At 46.1% G+C, this 22,040-nt stretch carries 16 protein-coding genes; 8 read left to right on the top strand and 8 right to left on the bottom strand.

Translation table 11 applies throughout. The features are described from left to right. The first annotated feature begins 123 nt into the window (after window positions 1–123). Complete coding sequence (gene ilvA, locus F7R24_RS10520; protein WP_151671223.1) at window positions 124–1,641, top strand: threonine ammonia-lyase, biosynthetic; 1,518 nt, start codon at window positions 124–126, stop codon at window positions 1,639–1,641. 118 nt (window positions 1,642–1,759) lie between these two features. On the opposite strand, the gene F7R24_RS10515 is transcribed toward ilvA, so the two are convergent. The 3 genes from F7R24_RS10515 to F7R24_RS10505 form a co-directional block, all read right to left on the bottom strand. Further along, window positions 1,760–3,919 (bottom strand): TRAP transporter permease, encoded by a 2,160-nt coding sequence (locus F7R24_RS10515; protein WP_151671222.1) that lies wholly within the window; start codon window positions 3,917–3,919, stop codon window positions 1,760–1,762. 83 nt (window positions 3,920–4,002) lie between these two features. After that, window positions 4,003–4,989, bottom strand: a complete 987-nt coding sequence (locus F7R24_RS10510) for a TAXI family TRAP transporter solute-binding subunit (protein WP_151671221.1) — start codon at window positions 4,987–4,989, stop codon at window positions 4,003–4,005. A gap of 75 nt (window positions 4,990–5,064) precedes the next feature. Continuing rightward, window positions 5,065–5,517, bottom strand: a complete 453-nt coding sequence (locus F7R24_RS10505) for a universal stress protein (RefSeq protein ID WP_151671220.1) — start codon at window positions 5,515–5,517, stop codon at window positions 5,065–5,067. 367 nt (window positions 5,518–5,884) lie between these two features. Here F7R24_RS10505 and F7R24_RS10500 point away from each other — a divergent pair, with 367 nt between their 5' ends. Then, complete coding sequence (locus F7R24_RS10500) at window positions 5,885–7,480, top strand: methyl-accepting chemotaxis protein (RefSeq protein WP_168926817.1); 1,596 nt, start codon at window positions 5,885–5,887, stop codon at window positions 7,478–7,480. 71 nt (window positions 7,481–7,551) lie between these two features. Here F7R24_RS10500 and F7R24_RS10495 read toward each other — a convergent pair whose 3' ends face one another. Then, a complete protein-coding gene (locus F7R24_RS10495) occupies window positions 7,552–8,919 on the bottom strand; it encodes a sigma-54-dependent transcriptional regulator (RefSeq protein WP_151671219.1) in 1,368 nt (455 codons plus the stop codon). Between the two features lie 17 nt (window positions 8,920–8,936). Further along, a complete protein-coding gene (locus F7R24_RS10490) occupies window positions 8,937–11,210 on the bottom strand; it encodes a PAS domain S-box protein (protein ID WP_151671218.1) in 2,274 nt (757 codons plus the stop codon). Window positions 11,211–11,360: 150 nt separating this feature from the next. Here F7R24_RS10490 and pyk point away from each other — a divergent pair, with 150 nt between their 5' ends. The 3 genes from pyk to gshA all read left to right on the top strand — a co-directional run bounded on the left by pyk (window position 11,361) and on the right by gshA (window position 16,635). Further along, the gene (gene pyk, locus F7R24_RS10485) at window positions 11,361–12,797 is read left to right on the top strand and encodes a pyruvate kinase (RefSeq protein ID WP_151671217.1); all 1,437 of its coding nucleotides are present in this window, start codon (window positions 11,361–11,363) and stop codon (window positions 12,795–12,797) included. 17 nt (window positions 12,798–12,814) lie between these two features. Beyond that, window positions 12,815–14,956 carry a Tex family protein gene (locus F7R24_RS10480; protein ID WP_151671216.1) on the top strand — a complete coding sequence of 714 codons (2,142 nt, stop codon included), beginning with the start codon at window positions 12,815–12,817 and terminating at the stop codon, window positions 14,954–14,956. A gap of 113 nt (window positions 14,957–15,069) precedes the next feature. After that, on the top strand, window positions 15,070–16,635 hold the full coding sequence (gshA, locus tag F7R24_RS10475; RefSeq protein ID WP_151671215.1) for a glutamate--cysteine ligase: 1,566 nt from the start codon (window positions 15,070–15,072) through the stop codon (window positions 16,633–16,635). Window positions 16,636–16,640: 5 nt separating this feature from the next. On the opposite strand, the gene F7R24_RS10470 is transcribed toward gshA, so the two are convergent. Further along, the gene (locus tag F7R24_RS10470; protein ID WP_151671214.1) at window positions 16,641–17,030 is read right to left on the bottom strand and encodes a flagellar basal body-associated FliL family protein; all 390 of its coding nucleotides are present in this window, start codon (window positions 17,028–17,030) and stop codon (window positions 16,641–16,643) included. A gap of 213 nt (window positions 17,031–17,243) precedes the next feature. Between F7R24_RS10470 and rsd the strand changes: the two genes are divergently transcribed. Together rsd and F7R24_RS10460 are read left to right on the top strand one after the other, a co-directional pair. Then, entirely contained in the window at window positions 17,244–17,720 is a 477-nt protein-coding gene (gene rsd, locus F7R24_RS10465; RefSeq protein WP_151671213.1) for a sigma D regulator, read from the top strand. Next, the gene (locus F7R24_RS10460; RefSeq protein WP_151671212.1) at window positions 17,717–18,688 is read left to right on the top strand and encodes a WD40 repeat domain-containing protein; all 972 of its coding nucleotides are present in this window, start codon (window positions 17,717–17,719) and stop codon (window positions 18,686–18,688) included. Before rsd ends, F7R24_RS10460 begins: the two co-directional genes overlap by 4 nt. 123 nt (window positions 18,689–18,811) lie before the next feature. On the opposite strand, the gene F7R24_RS10455 is transcribed toward F7R24_RS10460, so the two are convergent. Both F7R24_RS10455 and F7R24_RS10450 read right to left on the bottom strand, forming a co-directional pair. After that, complete coding sequence (locus F7R24_RS10455; protein WP_151671211.1) at window positions 18,812–19,513, bottom strand: BamJ family beta-barrel-assembly machinery protein; 702 nt, start codon at window positions 19,511–19,513, stop codon at window positions 18,812–18,814. An 87-nt stretch (window positions 19,514–19,600) separates the two neighbouring features. Then, the gene (locus F7R24_RS10450) at window positions 19,601–20,101 is read right to left on the bottom strand and encodes a TIGR02444 family protein (RefSeq protein ID WP_151671210.1); all 501 of its coding nucleotides are present in this window, start codon (window positions 20,099–20,101) and stop codon (window positions 19,601–19,603) included. Here F7R24_RS10450 and F7R24_RS10445 point away from each other — a divergent pair. Beyond that, window positions 20,100–22,037 carry an ATP-binding cassette domain-containing protein gene (locus F7R24_RS10445; protein ID WP_151671209.1) on the top strand — a complete coding sequence of 646 codons (1,938 nt, stop codon included), beginning with the start codon at window positions 20,100–20,102 and terminating at the stop codon, window positions 22,035–22,037. The two genes, F7R24_RS10450 and F7R24_RS10445, sit on opposite strands and share 2 nt — an antisense overlap. Window positions 22,038–22,040: the final 3 nt, after the last annotated feature.

The following is a 22,040-nucleotide window of genomic DNA, read 5'->3' as shown; positions in this document are numbered from 1 at the left end:
CATTAAGAACAAACAATTTTTGAATTATACGCTCTAGCGCAGTTAGCTTATAGACGTTAGAGCACATAGCCGATACCATCAGTACCCCGTTCATTATTTACACAGGTTTCAACGGCTTTTGTTATGGCACACAGGTATATCAAAAAAATTCTGGAAGCTCGCGTCTATGACGTTGCTATCGAAACGCCACTGGATGAGGCCCCTGCGCTGTCAGCTCGCCTCGGCAATCGCATTTTACTGAAACGCGAAGACCTACAACCGGTTTTCTCCTTCAAGTTACGCGGTGCTTATAACCGCATGGCACAACTCAGTGACGCTGAAAAAGCAGCCGGTGTTATCACCGCCTCTGCTGGCAATCATGCTCAAGGGGTGGCGATGTCAGCCAAAGCGATGGGCATTAAAGCGACGGTCGTGATGCCAAAGACTACACCCGATATTAAAGTCAGCAGTGTCCGTGCACGTGGCGGCCACGTGGTCCTTCATGGCGATACCTTTGATGAAGCCCAAGCTCATGCTCGTAGGCTCGTTGAAGAGAAAGGCATGACCTATATTCCTCCGTTTGACGATCCCGATGTCATTGCTGGACAAGGCACCATTGCCATGGAACTGCTGCGTCAGCATGGCGGCAATATCGATGCTGTCTTTGTCTGTGTGGGTGGGGGTGGTTTGATTGCTGGTATAGCAGTCTATATCAAATATTTACGTCCAGAAACGCGAATTATCGGTGTTGAACCTGAAGATGCCGCCTGCTTAAAAGCTGCCTTAGAAGCCGGAGAACCCGTCACTCTTCCACAAGTCGGTCTATTTGCCGATGGTGTAGCCGTTGCTCGAGTGGGTGATCATACCTTTGAACTCGCTAAACAATTTGTTGATGAAGTCATTACCGTCACAACCGATGAGATCTGCGCAGCGATCAAAGATATTTTTGATGATACGCGTTCAGTTTGTGAGCCCGCAGGCGCTTTAGGCGTTGCGGGTATCAAAAAATATGTTGAACAAACCCAGGCGAAAAATGAAACCCTCGTGGCTATTGCATCGGGAGCAAACGTTAATTTTGATCGCTTGCGCCATATTGCCGAGCGTACTGAGTTAGGTGAAAAACGTGAAGCCATTATTGCCGCTAAGATTCCGGAGCACCCCGGCAGCTTCAAAAAGTTCTGCAAAGCACTAGGCCAACGAAATATCACCGAATTTAACTATCGCTATGGCAATGACAATGAAGCGATTGTGTTTGCGGGTGTACAAATCAAGCCGAATAATGACGGACGTAAAGAGCTACTGGAAAACCTTCAAAAGCATCAAATCGATGTAGTCGACCTAACCGACAACGAAATGGCAAAAATTCATATTCGCTATATGGTCGGTGGTCATGCGCCAGCGAGTGTCAATAACGAGGTCATTTATCGCTTTGAATTTCCAGAACGTCCCGGTGCATTGATGTTGTTCTTGAATAAAATGGGTGGTCGTTGGAATATCTCAATGTTCCATTATCGAAATCATGGCGCTGCCTATGGCCGTGTTTTACTCGGTATGCAAGTACCGGAAGAGGAACGTCATCTGGTGCATGGCTTCTTAGATGATATTGGTTACAGCTACTCGGAAGAAACCGATAACGAAGCTTATAAGCTATTTTTAGGTTAATAGGGATTTACACCCTATCGGCACACGCACTAAAGAGTGCTTAAATCCATTCAGCGAATGGATAAAAAAGGCGCAACCTGATAATCAAGTTGCGCCTTTATAGTTTTATCAGCCGTTATTAAGCTTTCGCTTTCTGCATCGCAATCTGCCACACCAGAACGACAATACTTAAACCTAGGCCTATCGCATCAGTCATCAAACCACCGGCAATCATTGAGATTGCAGCAACCAACAAAATAGCGCGCTGGACTAGATTTACGCCGCCTTTCAAGAACCAGCCTTGAATCGAGGCCGCCAGCAAGTAGATCCCAATTGAGGCACTAATCACTACGCTGAGTATCTCTGTCCAAGTACCATCCATCAACAGCGCAGGACTGTAGAAGAACATAAAGGGTACGATGAACGCAGCCAGACCAAACTTAAATGAGGTCATTGCTGTTTTCAGTGGATCAGTTCCCGCTATTGCCGCTGCCGCATAACCTGCCAACGCCACTGGCGGTGTAATCGCAGATAACACCGCATAATAGAACACGAAGAAATGTGCCACTAAAGGCGGGATGCCTATCTGTTGTAAACCAGGCGCAACGACCGATGCCGCAACCGCATATGCTGCTGTTGTTGGCATCCCCATGCCTAGCAAAATACTGATACACATGGCGAAGAACAGCGCTAGAATTTGGCTAGTATCTGCGATACCTAGTAGCATAGAAGCGAAGCGAGCGCCCACACCAGTCAGACTGATGACACCAACAATAATACCCGCACAAGCACACACCGCAATTAACGGAATGGCCATCCGCGTACCTAGCGATAGCGCATCAAGGACTTCTCTTACCCCCATACGATAGGGTGTAAACCAAGAGACAACTGCCGCACTGACCATCGCTAAGGTACCCGCACGGATGACGGAATAACCCATAAATAGCGTTGTAATCAGGATAATAATGGGCAAGAACAGATACACCTGCTTAACCATTTTGCTGAATACTGGCAACTGATCACGCGACAAGCCAGACATCCCTTCACGACGGGCTTCAAGATCTACCATCAGGTAGATGGATAAGAAATACAATGCAGCAGGAATCAAAGCAGCAATGGCGATTTCGGTATAAGGAATACCGGTAATTTCCGCCATAATGAAGGCACCCGCACCCATAATTGGCGGTACAATCTGCCCACCCGTTGATGCAGCCGCTTCAATACCACCAGCACTGCGTGGGTGATAACCGACCTTTTTCATTAGTGGAATGGTCAAACTACCCGTCGCCACCACGTTACCAGCCGAAGTGCCGTTAATCATCCCCATTAAACCTGAGGCAAAAACGGCTACTTTAGCAGGCCCCCCTCTTGCGCGACCTGCTGCAGCAAAGGCGAAATTCACAAAGTAATCACCTACTCGTGATGCCTGCAAGAAGGCAGCAAAGGTGATAAACAAAATAATGTAAGTTGAAGATACCGCTGTGGTTGGACCTAAAATACCATTATCGGTATAGATATAGGTAAAGAAGCGTTCCATTGAATAACCACGATGCTCCAAAATACCAGGTAGATATGGACCAGCAAAGGCATAGGCAAGAAAGACGGCCGTGATAACAATTAAGGCCAAGCCTGCCACGCGACGCGTGAGTTCCATAATCAAAATAACGCCGGCTAAAGCAACCAAGAAATCGGTTTGGCTAACCATCGGTGTGCCCGCCGCAAAGCGCCATCTTTGTAACACAAAGATTAAGTAAGCAGCGACGACGACAGCAGCACCCATCAAGACTAGGTCACCCCAGAAAATTCGCTTGTTACCACCCGATTTCCAGATCCAACCTGCCAAGATGGCAACCGATGTTGAGATAGCCAGTGCCCATGCTACCTGAGGCAGTAGCCAAGCAGGTGGCATTTGCCCCATCCATTCACGACTAATCCAAGCAAAGGTGATGCCGGCCGCTGCAAATAGCATTGCTATTGAAACAGGCAGCATTGCAGCCCATTGAATAGCACATAAAGGTTGCGGTTCTTTTTGTCTATCTAGCGTATAGGCCGCAATTAGCGCAAAGCCAACGACTAAACCACCCGCCACGTGAATAATCCGGAAAGTCCAGGTTTCAATAGGTGAGATATTGAGGGCGTATAGATGCAAACCTGTATAAAAAACGCAGGCAAAAAAGATGATCTTGCCGACAACACCTGTTAAGTCACGCTCGTTGTGACCCAAAGGAACATCGGAAACACCTTCCGCACCAATTTTTTCTTCAGCAGCATCAATTGACGCAGGAGTTTTTTCTGTCATGAGAAAGATACCTAGTTTAAGGCATGTATGGCGAAGGTGCTGATCTGTTGATCAGCACCCATGTTACTCAACTAATGTCAGAATTAGTCTTTCATCTCTGCTGGTATTTCAAAACCCTTCTCTTCAAACCAACGTGCTGCACCAGCGTGCCATGGTAGAACATTGTTGTATTTGAAATTTTCAGGAATAGTCTCAGAGGATGCTGCATGGATCTGCATCATGCGATCATGATTTTCCATCACGGTTTTGGTGACACCATAAACCAAGGATTCCGGCATATTTTTATGCGTAATCGCCCAGTTCCACAAAGAGATTGCAGCACGATCCTCAGGCATAGATGAGTAAATAGATGCTGGAATTTCCGCAGCGCTTAGCTCTGGAAACTGCTCAGTGATACGTGCAAAATGCTCTGGCTCATAAGAGAAGATATTAACATCTGCTTGAGCTTCCAACTGGCTAAACGCAGAAATAGGCATACCTGCTGCAAAAGCAAAAGCGTCAATCAAACCGTCCTGTAATTGGCCTGCTTGGTCAGCTGCACCACCATTACGAGTACGAACATTGATACCAAGCTTTTCTAACAGCTGGCTGTGATACATGTCAGCGGTACCACCCGCAGGGCCTACACCGATGGTTTTACCATCCAGATCATCAACTGAATTGATTCCTGAACTTTTTAACGCAATGATTTGCAGCGTGGTTTGGTACATAGGAAAAACAGCACGAAGATCATCATGCGGCATACCGGGTGCTAACTCACTTTCACCATTCAAAGCAGCGATCAATGGTCCGGTTGTCACCATACCAAACGCGTGCTCGCCCATTTGAACCAATGTAGCGTTCTGAACGGGACCACCGGTTACCTCTGCGCCAGCAGAAATACCAAGGGCTTCACCGACTAAGTTTGCCCAACCCGCACCATAAACGTAGTAAACACCACCTTGGCTAGCGGTACCGACAGTGATGCTGCGTGGCCAATCGCTACGATCTTCTGCTGCTTGAACCGCACCGGCGGCCATCGCTAAACCGACACAACCTGCAATTAGGGCTTGTTTGGATAGAATTCTCATTCTTATAGTTCTCCTGATTGTATTACTTGTTTTGAGTTTCTTATGATGTTTACGCGTTAACCTCTTGCGCTGCAGTTAGGATCTAACCGTCAACACAGGAATCAGTGCATTGCGAACCACTCGCTCTGCGGTGGAACCTACTAATACTTTTTCGATACCAGAGCGACCATGGGTGCCCATCACAATCATGTCCGCATTGATCCGTTTGGCTTCATCTAAAATGGCGGTATAACCACTACCTACGTCTATGCTGTGGCTCAGTTCTATTCCTTCGGCCGATTCACCTGAAAAATGCAATTGACAGAAGCTCTCCATATCTTCATTTGCTTGACGCGTCACTTCTCGAATGAAGGTATCAATCACATCTGCAGGTACGCGTTTACGGCGTTTATCGGATAACTCGGTAATGACATGAAACAGATGTAGCTTTGCTCCAGTCAACTTCGCCAAGGTACGGGCATGTGCAACAGCCTTCTCAGCGCCTTCAGAAAAGTCGGTTGCAAAAAGGATTGTTTTATATTGAGCCATTCATTCCACCTAATATTGTTATGTTCTATCGTTGATCACATCATGGGTAAGCCTAGCTCTTAAACAGCAAATTTACAGTCTTACATGCGATCATCAAGATAGGTTTCTACTAAGCACAGGTCATGCCAGTTTCAAAAAACTTAAAGTAAACAATCAACTTGCTTTCTAGTTATTTTCAAACACCATCTATTTGAGTGAATACCCGCCAATCGCTCTAGGGTATAAGGGTGAAAAACCGCCACTTTGCAAAAAGTTCAAAAACCCTATTCAAACAAAGGTTACAGCACTGACACTTTAAGGTATTCTTGAATTTCTTTGAAAAACACACTAGAAATAGATGACAAACCTTTTATCTGGTTAGGCTTACATGTCAATTAAAACTAAAGTAAACGTATCGCTGCTGATCGTGTTCATGGTTGTACTGATCAGCTCCCTCACGGTGATCTATCGAAGCGAAACCTCATTGGTCGCCGATGTCGCCAGAACAACCACCATTGATGCAGCAGACTCCTATTTTGATAGCATTAATATTTTGATGCTAAGTGGTGCCATGGGAAATCGCGGCGAGCTGCAACAACGTATTTTGAGCAATGAGTCGATAGTTGAAGCAAGAATCCTTCGTAGTCCTGAACTCAATTCAGTCTATGGTCCAGGCTCTGAAGACTCAGTGGTTCGAGATGAGTTAGACAGACGCGCCATGAGTGGAGAACGTGTTATTGAGGAATCACGCGATAGTAATGGCCACCGCCTAACTGTGCTGTTACCCATGAAAGCGATACCTAACTACAAAGGCACCAATTGCCTTTTATGCCACCAACATCCAGAGGGAACCGTCATTGGTGCGGTGCGCGTGACCTATTCGTTAGACAAGATGAACGCAACGATTCGCGCCAATATGATCAATGTTGCTCTGGTTGAGCTAGTCTTGTTCATCATCGGTATTTTGGTGATTAGCTATATTCTTAACCGCATTGTCATTCGTCCTATTAATGAGTTTGCCACCACACTTCATGATATTGAAAAGAGCCACAACTTTAGCCTTCGAGTTGACGTAAAGTCAGATGATGAAATAGGCAAAATGTCCGCCGCAATGAATTCACTGCTAGGTAATGTCCATCAAAGCCTTAAACAGGTAAGTAGTACGGTGTTAAAGCTTTCCTCTTCCAGCAACCGTATTAATGATATTGCTAATCAAACAACGCAAGCCGTATTGCATCAGCAAGATCAAACACGCTCGGTAGCCTCTGCGGTCGAACAGATGGAAGCCTCTACCCGCAGTGTTTCCAGTAGCTCGAATCAAAGTGTTGAAGCGTCTGATTTAGCTTTGCGTGAGAGTGATGAAGGCACTAAAGTTACCGCACATGCTATTCAAGCGATCGAGAAGCTGCGTAAGGATATTGATGAGGCCTCTGGCGTTATTCAGAAACTGGATGATCAGGCTCAGAACGTTAGCACCGTGCTTGAGGTCATTAAAAACATTGCCGAACAAACTAACCTATTGGCGCTGAACGCCGCGATTGAGGCTGCACGTGCCGGTGAACAAGGTCGCGGTTTTGCAGTGGTGGCTGATGAAGTTCGCACTCTTGCTAGTCGAACGCAGGCTTCAACCGAAGAGATCTATAAAATTATTGATAGCCTGCAGGTCGATGCTAAAAATGCCGTCGATGTAATGCAAAGTTCGCTGGAGAGCGCTGGCAAAGGCGTTGAGCAAGTTCAAAACACCTCTAAGGCGCTGAATACCATCGCTGCAGAGATTCGTCGTATTAATAACATGAATCATGAAGTCGCTAACGCGGTGAATGAACAAAGCATCGTCGCCAGTAATATCGAGCGTAATATTATGGCCATCAATGATAGTTCTGAGGACAGTTCAGTGCATGCACAGCATTTAAGCCAAGTCTCCAGTGAGCTAACGTCACTGGCTCACGAATTGGAAACTATGCTACAACGCTTTAAATTATAATGATTTAGCATAAATGCTTTTCAATACAAACAAAGGGCTGGTCATCGACCAGCCCTTTGTTCTTGTTTATGCTACTTATACTGACTCTTATCTAACCCATACTTACGCATTTTGTCATACAGGGTTTTACGAGGAAGCCCTAGGGATTCCAGAGTATCTTTAATCGAACCACCATGACGACCTAACTCAGTATGGATCAACATTTTTTCAAAGCGCTCCACCTGCTCAGGCAATGTCATACCTAATCCCGCTCCCGTTAACGTAATGGGGCGATTATCAAAGTCAAAGGTACAGCTCTCGCCCAGCAACACATAACGCTCGGCAAGGTTTCTAAGCTCTCGAACATTTCCCGGCCAATCATGCAGCATCAAACTGTGCATTCGTTCAGCCGGCAAGGGCATGACTTCACGACCATACTGATTTGAGGCAATCAGGGCAAAGTGCTGAAACAGTAGCGGAATATCTTCACGCCTTTCGCGCAACGGAGGAATATCAACGCGGAGAACATTTAAACGATAATAAAGATCTTCTCTAAAACCACCTTGTTCACACAACGCCAATAGATCAACCTTGGTGGCGGCAATAACACGCAAATTAAGATCTATGGTTTTGTTAGAACCGAGTCGCTCAATACTGCGCTCTTCTAGCACTCGCAATAGTCTTATCTGCAAGGACATCGGCATACTTTCGATTTCATCAAGAAACAAGGTACCGCCATTAGCATATTCAAACTTACCAATGCGTTGATTTCTTGCATCGGTAAAGGCACCGGCCTCATGCCCAAACAGCTCGCTTTCTATCAGCGCCTCTGGCACAGCACCGCAATTAATAGCAACAAAGTTTTTATCCCGTCGCTGACTATGCTCGTGGATAAAACGCGCTAACAGATCTTTACCGCAACCTGTCTCTGCCATCACCAAAATATCTGCTGCGGTATCTGCAATGGCTGCCATTAAACGACGCAATTGTTGAATTTGAGCAGACTTACCAATGATTTTTGGGCCAGGTGCTGACTGAGCTTCTAATTCAAAACGGAGTTGACGGTTTTCTAGGGTCAAACGACGCTTTTCGAGTGCTCGCCTCACCACATCGAGCAGCAATTCAGAGGCAAAGGGTTTTTCAATAAAATCATAGGCCCCCTGACGAATCGCATTCACTGCCATGGAGATATCACCATGCCCGGTGATTAAAATAACGGGAAGATCGGGGTCTTTAGCATGGATCGATCGCATTAACTCCAATCCATCCATACCTGGCATATTAATATCGGTGATGATGACTCCCGGCCATGCTTCATGGATGCGACCCAACACACCCTCAGCACTGCTCATGAGCTCCACATCATGCCCAGCCAGTTCCAGAGTTTGCCCTGCAGCTAAGCGGATATGCTTTTCATCATCAATCAGAAGAACTGGACACACACCCTGCTGGTCTGTCATTACCTTTCCCAAATACCTTATTGGCCTTGATCAACAAGAACCGTGTGTTGCTGAGTTTGATTGATTGCACAGGGTAATCGAACGCAAAACTCTGCACCACCCTGGTGATGATTTTGAACGGTCAATTCTCCATAAAAAGATTCAATGATACGTTGTGATATCGGCAACCCTAAACCAATGCCCTGCCCGGAGCTTTTGGTGGTGTAGAAAGGTTCAAAAACGCGCTCTGGATCGATCACTCCCGGACCATTATCTCTGACAAAAATATCAGTTACGACCTCTGTAGAGTGAGTGGTCACGGCAATAACTTTATCTTGCTGATCAGATACCGCCTGTAGAGCATTGGTCAGTAGATTGACAAAAACCTGCTCTAAACGCAGTCTATCTGCCATAACCCACACCTGATCAACTCCTTCAGGCCAACTGACTTTGACCTGTTCTTTTTCGAAACGTCCATACATGACAGACATCACACCATCGCGTATCTGTTTTAAGGAGACAGGCTCAATACAGTTAGTACTCTTTCGAGAAAACTCTTTCAGAGGATGAATGATTTTTGCCATTCTTTCCGTCAGCCCACTGATCTCCATCAGATTATTGCTGACAGGCTCTAGCTTTCCACGCTCAAGAAACGCCAAACCGTTGTCAGCATAATTACGAATTGCCGTGAGAGGTTGATTCAATTCGTGATTGATACCTGCAGACAACTGCCCAAGCACTGCTAACTTAGCCGTTTGAATCAACTCATTTTGGGTATTGCGATGCTGGGTCATCTCTTCCATTAAGCGCGCATTGATTTGTACTAAATCTTTGGTACGTTCTTGAACCCGATACTCTAACGCCTCAGTGGCATCACGAAGTTTCTGCTCGTACTGTTTACGCTCTGTAATGTCGTGGATGGTTAGCATAAACAGTTTTTCACCCGCGACAGACATGCGCCCTAAGGTCAGCTCTACTGGAAAAGACTGTCGATTTTTGCGCAATGCGTCTGCTTCGATAGTCAATTCCGCCGTATCCGTGGTTTCATCCATAATATAGCGCCAGCAGAGTGTTCTAGCGGCTTCTGAAAAAAGTGGACTGAGATACTGCCCGCGCAACTCATCAGCAGTCACACCAAACAGCTTTTCTGCGGTAGGATTCATATAGCGAACGGTACCCGCCTCATCTAAGGTAATCAGTCCGGCATGGGTATGATCGATAATGGCACGTATTCGCGCTTCGCTCTCTTCAAGCGCTTTATGCTCTCGAAGTTGAAAGTCACGCTGCTGAAGCTTTAAGCGATAGCGAACGCGAAGCACCCAAATGAGCAGCATCAGGGCAATATAGATAAAGGCGACCTGTACCATGGCCGCCAAGACTTTTTGATCGACCACTTTCATGTTAGAAAGCATCGATACATTCAGCCCAGCATTTTCGATCGACTGTGTCATCAATAGATACTGCTGCTGGTTTCGATTATCGCCCTCTGCATCGGAATCTATGGCGGGTTTCATCGTCACCAATTCAACGCCTGCCATCAAGGGTTCACGCAGCGTGATATCTAAGGAGACCAGCGGGTTATCACCATAGCGCAAACTTTCTTGCACACGGCGCTGATCCTCTACCGAAAGCGGCGTTAAGCTTCTAAACTTCCAATCTGGACGCGTAGAGATAAAGATAACATCGTCATTATCCGTCACTAAAATATCTTGTAACGGATCATTCCAATGGTCTTCCACATCATTCAAATCGATTTTAACAACGATCACACCGACAACTTCATTGTTACTGTAAACCGGATAGCTAAAGAAATAACCGCGCTGCTGTGACGTTGTCCCTAACGCAAAATAACTGCCAGCACCACCCGCAACGGCATCGATAAAGTAAGGACGAAAGCTAAAATTCCCACCGATAAAGGAACGTTCCATCGACCAATTACTGGCGGCAACCGTTAAGCCTTCTCTGTTCATCAAGTAGGTATCTGAGGCACCGATAATATCGTTTACCTCTTCTAAGAACAGATTCAAACGTAGCTTATTCTCCTCGGTATCGGGATGCGGAAGGATACTCAGCAGATCAGGGTGAGTGGAGAGAAGCTTAGGAAGATCCTTAAAACGATCAAGCTTTTGCTGTACCGTAATGATGTATCGATTTAGGTCAGCTTCGGTTTTATGCTGCAATTCTTGAAGTGCTTGATGACGACTAATCGCAGCCGTTTGCATCATCAGCACGACAAAAAGCACCAACACACTGAGTCCAATGAGCAGTCTAGAAAAGCGACTAGTTGTTGCTATCTGAGAATAGGGTTTCATCACGGTGTCCAGAAATGCACTTGCAAAACTTAGGTAGAGCTTAGCTCTATCGTTATAATAGTGTCGAGTTTAGCGCTTAATCGCTATCGATATCACTAGTAAGTTTAAATTGCCCATTGAAAAGCAGTTTCACACAACAAGGTAACGCCTATGTTAAAACGTACAAAAATCGTTGCCACGCTTGGCCCCTCAACTGACGCTGAAGGAATTCTTGAGCGTTTACTCAAAGCGGGTGCAAATGTTTTTAGATTAAACTTTTCGCATGGTACCAGTAGCGACCATCGCAAGCGTGTTGAACGCGTTAGGGAAGCGTCACGGAAAACGGGCATACCTGTTGCTCTGATGGCAGATTTGCAAGGTCCTAAAATTCGCATCGCTCGATTTCTGCATCAGAAGATTACCCTAGCTCCCGGTGATCTCTTCACTTTAGATGCCACTATGGACCCCGCAGCAGGAACAAATGCTTGCGTTGGTATAGATTACAAAGCGCTTCCCGATGACTGCAAACCAACAGATCAGTTGCTCTTAGATGACGGTCGAATTCAACTCGAAGTTCTCAGTATCGATGGTTCTAAAATTCACACCAAAGTCATCATTGGTGGCATTCTATCCAATAATAAAGGGATTAATCGTTTAGGTGGGGGCCTATCTGTCGATGCCCTAACTGATAAAGATCGATTCGATATCAAGTTTGCCGCAGAGATAGATTTTGATTATGTTGCCGTTTCCTTTCCACGCAGCGCTGAAGATCTGATCGAAGCGAGACGACTGTTAGATGAAAGCCAAAGTCGTGCTGAAATTATTGCCAAAGTCGAACGCGCTGAAACGGTCGTAGATCACCAAACATTAGATTCCATTATTTTAGCTGCAGACGGAGTGATGGTTGCCCGAGGGGATCTGGGGGTAGAAATTGGTGATGCGGAGTTAATTGGGGTACAAAAACACCTGATACGACGTGCGCGCGAGTTAAACCGCTTTGTTATTACCGCCACGCAGATGATGGAAACGATGATTCACAACCCTATGCCAACACGAGCCGAGGTATTTGATGTCGCCAATGCGATTTTAGATGGTACCGATGCGGTGATGTTGTCAGCAGAAACGGCTGCCGGTGACTATCCCGTTGAAGTTGTCCAGGCCATGACTCGTATCTGTCAAGGTGCCGAAAAACAACAACTGGTTGCACCTGTACCCACTTCGCCCACTAAAATTTGCGAGCGCATTGATCAAGCGATTGCACGATCGGCGATGTATACCGCTAATGGCTTAAATGGTGTTCGCGCCATCGTTTGTTTAACCGAATCGGGATCGACACCCTTGTGGATGTCGCGGATTCGCTCGGGATTACCTATCTATGCGTTGACTCGTAATAGCCGAACTCTAAGACGTATGGCACTTTATCGCGGCGTACAGCCCATCTTTTTTGATGTGACTGCTTTGGATAAAGATCGGATTAATGATGCGATATTGGCAGGATTAAAAGCAGACGGTCGTGTTACTTGCGGTGACATCGTACTCCTCACCCGAGGCAGCTTAATCGGTGCGCATGGTCAAACCAATTTAATGCAAATTCTTCAGGTTCAATAACGAATTTAAGGATTATTATGAATCTTGCTCCACAGCTCGCAAGTCGACTGAAACTTCCAATAGCACAAGTCAGTGCAACGTTAAAACTGATTGAGGAAGGCTCAACAATTCCCTTTATTGCCCGTTATCGCAAGGAAGCAACGGGAGGGTTAGATGATACCCAGCTTCGAGAACTCGCTGAGCAACTGGAATACTGTACCGCACTAGAAGAGCGCCGCAGCACGATTCTGGATCAGATTCGTAGCCAAGATAAGCTGACACCCGAACTTGAAAAAGCACTTAACGATGCTGATAGCAAAGCGCGCTTAGAAGATCTTTACCTGCCTTACAAACCCAAACGCCGGAATAAAGCACAAGAGGCAAGAGAAGCTGGCTTAGCGGGACTTGCAGAACAGGTCTTAAAACAACCTCGTATTGCGCCTGAATCCTTTGCACCGCCCTATGTTGATCCAGCTAGAGGCGTTGATTCGATAGAAACCGCTTTAGAAGGTTGCAGGCACATCTTGTTAGAACAACTGACAGAACACCCTGACCTGATAGGTTTATTAAGACAGAAACTTTGGCAACAGGGGTTGCTAGAAGTCAGTGCGGCAAAGGGCAAAACAGACCCTGACAGTAAATTTCGTGACTATTATGCCTTTTCAGAAACGCTATCCAAGATTCCATCACACCGCACGTTAGCGATATTACGTGGTAAACAATTGGGTGAGCTTAGCTATAAAGTCAACCTACCGGAGGACCAAGCTGATCAGCCGCTGCAAGCTATCGCTCGCTACAATCAGCTGCGCTTACCCGAATGTTCTTCTTGGCTATTGCACACCATCGAGCAAAGCTGGAAAACCAAGCTTGCTCCGATGCTAGAAAATGAATTGTTACGCCAACTACGCCAGCAGGCAGAAGTCGCTGCCATTGATGTGTTTGCACGTAATCTGAAAGACCTACTGCTTTCTGCACCAGCGGGTGCCCATGTGACGCTCGGGTTAGATCCCGGCTTACGTACCGGTGTCAAAGCAGCAATCGTTGATACAACCGGTCAAGTACTGGCTACCGCCACACTTTATCCTCACCCTCCGCAACGCCAAGAGGAAGCAGCGTCAAAGCAGTTGGCTGAGCTTATTAAGCGGCATAAGGTAACGCTGATTGCTATCGGCAATGGTACCGCATCTCGCGAAACACAACGCTGGGTACAAAACCTGCTTCGTGCCGCTGAGTTCAAACAGGTCGCCTGTATGTTAGTTAGCGAAGCAGGTGCATCCGTTTATTCCGCATCGGCGTTAGCCGCGGAAGAATTTCCTAACCTTGATGTCACTTTGCGGGGTGCAGTGTCCATCGCCAGACGTTTACAGGATCCTTTAGCTGAGTTGGTAAAAATCGATCCTCAAGCTATTGGCGTCGGTCAGTATCAACATGATGTCGACCAAAAAGCGCTCGCAACTAAACTGGATGCCGTGGTCGAAGACTGCGTTAACCATGTTGGCGTCGATTTAAATACCGCATCACCGGCACTCTTGACTCGTGTGGCCGGTTTAAACACCACGCTGGCGAATAACATTATTAAAAGTCGCGAAGAATTAGGGCGTTTTGCGGATCGAAAACAACTCTTAAAAGTGCCGCGTTTAGGGCCAAAAGCTTTCGAACAATGTGCCGGATTTTTACGTATTCGTGAGGGCAAAGAGCCTCTTGATAATACCGCTGTCCATCCAGAGTCCTATCCACTGGTGCGAAAAATAGCGTCATTAGCTGATATGAGCATATCCCAGCTGCTTAAATCGCCGGAAACCTTGCGTAAGATTCCAGCTGAATCTTTGCATGAATATGGCACTTATACGCTGAAAGATGTGCTTAACGAACTGGAAAAACCGGGACGTGATCCACGACCCGAATTTCGCTCGGTAAACTATGATGAGCGTGTCGAATCCATTGATGATTTACAAATCGGCATGCGACTAGAAGGCGTTGTCACCAACATTACCAACTTCGGTGCTTTTGTTGATTTAGGGGTACATCAAGACGGCTTAGTGCACATCTCTCAAATGGCAGATAGCTTTGTGAAAGACCCTCATAGTATTGTCAGCACGGGTCAAATTGTCTCGGTCAGCGTGATAGAAGTGGACAGCAAACGCCGAAGAATTGCACTGAGTATGAAAAAAACCGAATGATGGCTCTTGTCTGAGCCACTTTCTGCCCCCATCATGCATATAATGACGATATTTCGACCATAAATACAATTCACGATCTTGATTAGGGGATCGTTGCAATAGGGAATAACACCTTGCCAGCCACCCTCGAATACAACCTAAATCAACTGTTACGTGACGGTAGCAGCCATCTTCTCACCCAGTTACAGCATGGCATTGAGAAAGAGGGCTTGCGCGTTAACGCTTCGGGTCGTCTAGCTCAAACTGAACACCCGAAAGGCTTGGGGTCAGCACTTACACACAGTGAAATTACCACCGACTATTCTGAAGCCTTGCTTGAATTTATCACGCCTGTTTTCCAAGATAATCGTGAAATGCTGAATCATCTTAATGACTTGCATCGTTTCAGCTACGAAATGCTAAATGATGAATTGATCTGGTGTGCCAGTATGCCTTGCGATATCAGTGGCGAAGATGAGATCCCGATTGCCTATTATGGTAAAAGTAATGTGGGTCGTATGAAGCATGTCTATCGCGTAGGTTTGCAGAATCGCTATGGCAAAATGATGCAGACTATCGCAGGCATTCATTACAACTTCTCATTACCAGAGCAACTATGGCCAGCCTATCAGCGTATCTGTAACGATAGCGGCACGATGCAGAATTTTCGCTCCGCCAGTTATTTCCGCATGATTCGAAACTTCCGCCGTTTCAGCTGGTTATTACTTTATCTGTTTGGCGCATCACCTGCGCTCAGCAAAAGCTTTATGGGCAATAAACAGCATAATCTTGATACTTTGGCAGAAGACACCCTGTTTCAACCCTGGGCCACCTCATTAAGAATGAGCGATCTAGGCTACTCTAATAAAGTTCAGTCTTCGTTGAATATCTGTTTTAACCGTCTAAATACCTACACCAACTCCTTGTTAATGGCGATACGGACACCCCATCCTAGCTATGAAAAACTTGGCGTAAAAGTGGATGGCGAATACCACCAGCTGAATGCCAATATTCTGCAAATCGAGAATGAATACTATAGTGATATACGCCCTAAACGCGTCACTGAATCGGGCGAAAAGCCTATTCATGCGTTATTGAGCCGAGGTGTTCAGTATATCGAAGTACGTAATACGGATATCAATCCTCTGCTGCCCACCGGTATCAGTATCGAGCAAAGTAACTTTTTGGATGCTTTCTTAGTCACCTGCTTGTTCTGTAATGACGCTGAACTGAGTGATTTAGAGTGCAACTTGATTGCTGAAAATCATCAACGCATTGTCACCCGTGGCCGCGAACCCGGTCTAACGCTCTTAAGCGATGAGGGTGAACAAAGCCGTGAAAGCTTGGGCATGGCGATTCTGGATCAGATTGAACGGACTGCCAGTGTGTTGGATGAAGCACATAACACCCAACGTTACACTGCCTCTGTCGCCTTGCAGCGAGAAAAGATCAAACACCCTGAACTTACGCCTTCAGCTCAGGTTCTGGAATCTTTGCGTGACAGTGGTGGCAGTTACCAGCAATGGGTAACACAACTCAGTCAGCAGCATAAAAACACCTTACTCTCTGAGCCACTAGAAGCGGGTCTGAAAGCGCGCTTAATTACCGAGGCACAAACCTCATTGCTAGAGCAAGCCAGCATCGAAGCGGCTGATACCCTCAGTTTCGATGCCTTTCTTGATCAATATAATAAATCGTAAACGGTTTATTGAATCACTAAACTGGTAAAGAACAGGTCATCTACCTGAGGATGACCTGTCTCTTTCACCATCGCTTCTTGCACAATTTGTAACGCTCTTTGAGCCAACACTGTCTGAGCTTCTACCGTTGCCAAATCTGCTTCTTTTTGTGACTTAAACAGAAAAATCAAATCATTACGTATCTGAGCCTTGTGTTTTTCAAGATCAATGCGATTACCACCCTCGGCAATATGCAGGGTGACATCCGCTTTCAAAAAGCGTAAAGGACCTGACTGGACTTCGCCAAAATTAGTGACGAACGCTTCAAGCTCCACATAAGGATTGCTTAGAGCTTGCCCCCAACTAAGCGGCGCTATCAGTAAAGCCACCATCCATAAAAACCGTTTTATCGCCATGTTTCGCTCTCCTTGGATAAATTTTTAAAACTCATTGTCATACCAAATCAGACAAGTGTGTGTTTGTTAGGTTGCCGCAGCCTAGGTCTAAGATTACTATGGTACTTAATTAAGCAGTTCGATAAGCTATTTAATTTTAAGGGCTGATTATCATAGATACCACAGATGATATATCTCGCCAACCGTTTGCGTTTGAATAGGAGAAATTTAGCCATGTTGGAAAAATGTCGCAATGCCCGTGAACGTTGGGGTGGCGTGAGTCAAATTATCGACCACTGGCTGGAACAGCGCCAACAGCTGATCAGCGCGTTTATCAACCTTCCAGATGCAGAAGTGGGTGAGTCACTGAATGCCAAAATCGATAACTTCTGTTCTGTGCTGATTGATTACATCTCATCTGGGCACTTCGAGGTCTATGAGCAGCTACTTAATGAAGGTAGAGAGTTTAAAGATGGTAGCGTTGAAAAAGCACAAATGCTGTTACCTCTGATTCAGCCTACCACTGATTTTGCTCTAGACTTTAATGATGCTTGTAATGGTTTTAGCAAACCAACATTACGTGAGTTAAGAGACTTCTCAAACCAACTGTCACACTTAGGTGAGTCTTTGGAAGAGCGCTTCTCTATAGAAGATCAGTTAATAGAAATTTTACATAACGCCCACAGCGAACAAGCACAAGCAATGGCATGAAACGTCTAGCGATCCTGCTGAGCTTACTCCTGATTCTGGTAGGATGTGACTCAGCTAAGTCACCCGAAAACAACTACCCTCTGACAGCCAGAGGTAGCTTCGGTGCATCACTCTCTGACGATGGTCGCTTTGCTGTCATAGGTTCGTTTGAGATGGGTGGCCATTTCTGGGATTTACAGCGTCAAGAGCGCTTATATGATTGGAATCACGTTCAAGGTGGTTTTTCAGATTTGATCTCTAGCGCATTTTCTCCTGAAGGTAATTTTGTAGTCACAGCAACTGCAACAGATTTGGTGTTGTGGCAAACCCTCGATGGCCAGCCTATTTGGTTCTGGAGTAGTCCTGGTGAAATACTCGACATGGCATTGTCTCGTAATGGTGACTATGCCCTTCTTGGTTTAGCTAATCATACTGCCGTGTATTTTGATGTGAAAAATGGCGGCGTACGCCGCACCTTACGCCATCCTGCCAGAGTCCGAAGTGTTGCCTTAAGTGCCGATGGACGCTTCGCCCTAACCGGTGCGGACGACTATATTGCTCGTTTTTGGGATCTTCAAAATGAGACGGTCATTAGCGAGCTAGCTTTTGATAATATCGTTAATCGTGTAGCGTTAAGTGCAGATGGACAACTTGCCTTTAGCGCAGCAACACTGAGTAGTGCTCGAATTTGGAACGGGCAAACGGGTGAAATACTGCATTCCTTAAGTGGTGATGAAACCTTCATTACTCGTCGTCTAAGTCACATTTCTGCACGCTTCTCCCCTGATGGCAGCCAACTCCTAACGGGAACCGCTTCGGGACAAGTGATGCTGTGGAATACACAAACAGGACGCTTAGAGAATAACTGGCGACTGGCGCAACGTGGCCGAACCGGACCGGTTCAAACAGGCGCTAATGCAGTGGGTTTTTCAAGGGCAGGTGGTTTTGTTGCGATAGGTTCGAATGGACTGTTAAACGAACTACGATAATTTTTAACCTTATCTTCACGCTGAGTGACAGTTGAGATAAATGGTCCAAATAGCAAAACGCCTTAGGCTGAATTCACGTGCGTATGTGAATAAAATCTAAGGCGTTCGTTAAGCGAAGCGCTATTAATTCATCTCAGGGTTGATTTCAAGCAACTCGACTTCAAACACTAAGGTTTCGTTAGGGCCTATCGCATTACCCATACCATTCGGGCCATAGGCCAAATCAGAAGGAATCACTAAACGTGCTTTTTCACCCACTTGCATCAACTGAAGACCTTCCGTCCAACCCGGAATAACACCGCTTAGTGGGAAAGAGATCGGCTCACCACGAGAGTAGGAGCTGTCAAACTCAGTACCATCGATCAAATGACCACGGTAGTGAACTTTAACCACATCGGTGGCAACAGGTGATGCACCTTCGCCTGCTTCTAGCTGTTCATACTGCAAACCAGAATCGGTTGTTGTTACGCCCGCTTTAGCAGAGTTATCAGTTAGATAAGCTTGACCTAAGTTTAGGTTTTCTTCAGCCTGTGCTGCAAAAGCTGCACGCTGTGCTTCCATTTGATTTTGTTGAAACGCCTGCATGGTCGCCATTATATCTTCAGGCGTCATCAATGCATCTTGATTACCATAAACGGTATCGATACCTAAGCGAAAAGCTTCTGTGTCGAGCGTTTGGAAATCATGGATCAGAATATTCTCACCTATCATCACACCAAGACTGTAGCTCAGTTTGGCTGCATCGGTGTCTAAGGTTTGTGCCTGCACGCTTTGGGCTAAGCTGACGCTGCCAGCTAACATAGCGGCCAGTGCAATTTTTTTCATAAAGTATTCCTATATTGATGTGTGTAACACGTTCACCTGTTCGGCTTAGTTAACTATTTAACGCCAAAGTTCACTGAATAGGCAAGATTAGCTCAAAAGATCAACCAAAGACCGGCAGCAATGTTGACAGGCATCATGATTTTTGATTTTTACAGAACTAACATAGGCTGACATATTCATTAACGCAAGTGATGAGAAATCCTGCTGCTCAAGCTTAGGTGTTTTTAAAGACGCTTCCCAAAGCTGTGCAATATCAACTCGCTCCATTTCCAACTCTGTTTGCTTCATCGACTCATAACATGTTAACAACTCTGGATCTGACTCTTTTCGCTCACGCAACCAGTAACGTAATGTTCGTACCGGCTTTAATAACGGATCTCGCCACTGCTGATCAATATGAAGATAAGCCGAAGGATCATATTGTTGTTGCTGATGCGCCAGCCAAATACAAAGTAACAAACTGTTTACCTGCAACCCTAATGCCTGTGCTTGTAAGCACACATTTTCAACACCCGAATGCGAATAAACTGCTGATACATAGTGCCAAAGTGGATTGTCTAACTGCATTTTGTGATAAAATCCCGCCATGATTCAGATCTCACAGCTTAGCATACAACGCGGAACAACTCGTCTACTCGATCATGCCGATTTAACCCTCCACTCAGGTTGGAAAGTTGGCATCATCGGCAGCAATGGCGTGGGCAAATCCAGCCTATTTCAGTTGTTACTCCGCGAACTTCAACCCGATACCGGTGAGCTTAAACTGCCCGAGTCAGCCATCATTTCTCATATGGCTCAGGAAGTCTCTGCTACCTCCAAACTGGCGCTAGAGTTTTTGCTCGATGGTGACAAAGAGCTCCGTAGCATTCAGGCAGCACTTGTTGAAGCGGAAGCAGCGCATAACGCCGGAAGAACGGGAGAGTTACATGCTGAATTGGAGCGCATCGATGGTTATCGTGCCGAAGCCAGAGCCCACCAACTCCTCAACGGACTTGGCTTCAAAGTCGGTGATGCAGAAAAGCCCGTCGCGTCTTTTTCAGGTGGTTGGCGAATTCGTCTTAATCTAGCCAGAGCTTTAATGTGTCGCTCTGATATTTTGTTATTGGACGAACCCACCAACCACTTGGACTTAGACGCCACCCTTTGGTTAGAGCAGTGGCTAAAAAGCTATGCTGGCACCTTATTACTGATCTCTCATGATCGCGACTTCTTGGATAATGTCGTCGGCCACATCGTGCACATGTCGGCTGAACAATTGACGCTATACAAGGGTAACTATACCGCCTTTGAGCGGGCAAAAGCTGAACGCCTGTCGCAGCAACAAGCAGCATTCGAAAAACAACAAGAGCGTATCGAGCAGATCGAGAGCTTTGTCAGACGTTTTCGGGCGAAAGCCTCTAAGGCCAAACAAGCGCAAAGTCGTCTAAAAGAACTTGAGCGGATGGAGCAGCTTTCTCCTGCCCATATCGATAGCCCATTTACCTTTAGCTTTGCTAACAGCGATAAAACATCATCACCACTGCTGGCTCTTCAGCATACTGAATTAGGCTATAACGGCAGCTGTATTCTGAAGGAACTGTCGCTGACCTTGACGCCAGGTGAACGTATTGGCTTACTTGGCCCTAATGGAGCAGGTAAATCGACGCTCATCAAAACCCTGATGGGAGACCTTGAACCCTTAACCGGAGAGCGAGTCTGTGGCGAGCATTTGCGTATTGGCTACTTCGCTCAGCATCAATTAGAAGCCCTCGATCCTGAAGCATCACCCTTTTTACACTTACAGCGCATCAATCCCAAAGCTACGGATCAATCCATACGTGACTTCTTAGGAAGCTTTGACTTCTTTGGTGATAAAGCGCTAACACCCGTTGCACGCTTTTCCGGCGGTGAAAAAGCTCGCGTTGCCCTATCACTGATTGCATGGCAACGGCCAAACCTACTGTTAATGGACGAGCCTACTAACCATTTAGACTTGGAAGTCTGCCACGCACTCACACTGGCACTGCAAGCGTTCGAAGGCACCTTAATTCTTGTTTCGCATGATCGACACCTATTACGTAACACCGTTGATAGCTTTTTGTTGGTTGCAGAAGGAGAGGTCAAATCGTTTGATGGTGATCTGGATGATTATCAACAGTGGTTAGGTCAATATCGCCGTCAAGAAACCGCAAACCAATCGACAAGTGCTCGAGGAACTGGTGAGCGATCACTTAGCGCTAATGAAAAGAAAGAGCTGAAGCGCCAGCAAGCAGAGAAGCGAGCAGCGTTACGTCCGTTAAGGCAGCAAGTTGAGAAGTTAGAACAGAAAGTAGCCGAGCTGAGTTCAAGTCTGTCTCAAATTGAAACTCAGTTAGCCGATGCAAATCTGTACACTGCTGAGCAAAAAGATAGCTTAAAAAAATTGCTACAACAGCAAACTGACCATAAACAAACTTTGGATCAGGTTGAGATCGAGTGGATGGAACAGCTAGAGGCACTAGAAAGCAAAGAAGCGGAGCTATCTGCCTCTGATGATATCAGCTAGCTA

The sequence above is a fragment of the Nitrincola schmidtii genome (assembly GCF_008973715.1).
GTDB lineage: Bacteria > Pseudomonadota > Gammaproteobacteria > Pseudomonadales > Balneatricaceae > Nitrincola > Nitrincola schmidtii.
This window is presented reverse-complemented; position numbering and strand designations above follow the sequence as displayed.

Excerpts from the sequence above, each read along its gene's own strand:
- F7R24_RS10455 (WP_151671211.1), bottom strand. The coding sequence starts at position 19,513 with ATGAAAAAAATTGCACTGGCCGCTATGTTAGCTGGCAGCGTCAGCTTA.
- F7R24_RS10500 (WP_168926817.1), top strand. The coding sequence starts at position 5,885 with ATGTCAATTAAAACTAAAGTAAACGTATCGCTGCTGATCGTGTTCATG.
- F7R24_RS10470 (WP_151671214.1), bottom strand. The coding sequence starts at position 17,030 with ATGGCGATAAAACGGTTTTTATGGATGGTGGCTTTACTGATAGCGCCG.
- F7R24_RS10480 (WP_151671216.1), top strand. The coding sequence starts at position 12,815 with ATGAATCTTGCTCCACAGCTCGCAAGTCGACTGAAACTTCCAATAGCA.
- F7R24_RS10495 (WP_151671219.1), bottom strand. The coding sequence starts at position 8,919 with ATGACAGACCAGCAGGGTGTGTGTCCAGTTCTTCTGATTGATGATGAA.
- F7R24_RS10490 (WP_151671218.1), bottom strand. The coding sequence starts at position 11,210 with ATGAAACCCTATTCTCAGATAGCAACAACTAGTCGCTTTTCTAGACTG.
- rsd (WP_151671213.1), top strand. The coding sequence starts at position 17,244 with ATGTTGGAAAAATGTCGCAATGCCCGTGAACGTTGGGGTGGCGTGAGT.
- pyk (WP_151671217.1), top strand. The coding sequence starts at position 11,361 with ATGTTAAAACGTACAAAAATCGTTGCCACGCTTGGCCCCTCAACTGAC.
- ilvA (WP_151671223.1), top strand. The coding sequence starts at position 124 with ATGGCACACAGGTATATCAAAAAAATTCTGGAAGCTCGCGTCTATGAC.
- F7R24_RS10445 (WP_151671209.1), top strand. The coding sequence starts at position 20,100 with ATGATTCAGATCTCACAGCTTAGCATACAACGCGGAACAACTCGTCTA.
- F7R24_RS10450 (WP_151671210.1), bottom strand. The coding sequence starts at position 20,101 with ATGGCGGGATTTTATCACAAAATGCAGTTAGACAATCCACTTTGGCAC.
- F7R24_RS10460 (WP_151671212.1), top strand. The coding sequence starts at position 17,717 with ATGAAACGTCTAGCGATCCTGCTGAGCTTACTCCTGATTCTGGTAGGA.
- F7R24_RS10515 (WP_151671222.1), bottom strand. The coding sequence starts at position 3,919 with ATGACAGAAAAAACTCCTGCGTCAATTGATGCTGCTGAAGAAAAAATT.
- F7R24_RS10505 (WP_151671220.1), bottom strand. The coding sequence starts at position 5,517 with ATGGCTCAATATAAAACAATCCTTTTTGCAACCGACTTTTCTGAAGGC.
- F7R24_RS10510 (WP_151671221.1), bottom strand. The coding sequence starts at position 4,989 with ATGAGAATTCTATCCAAACAAGCCCTAATTGCAGGTTGTGTCGGTTTA.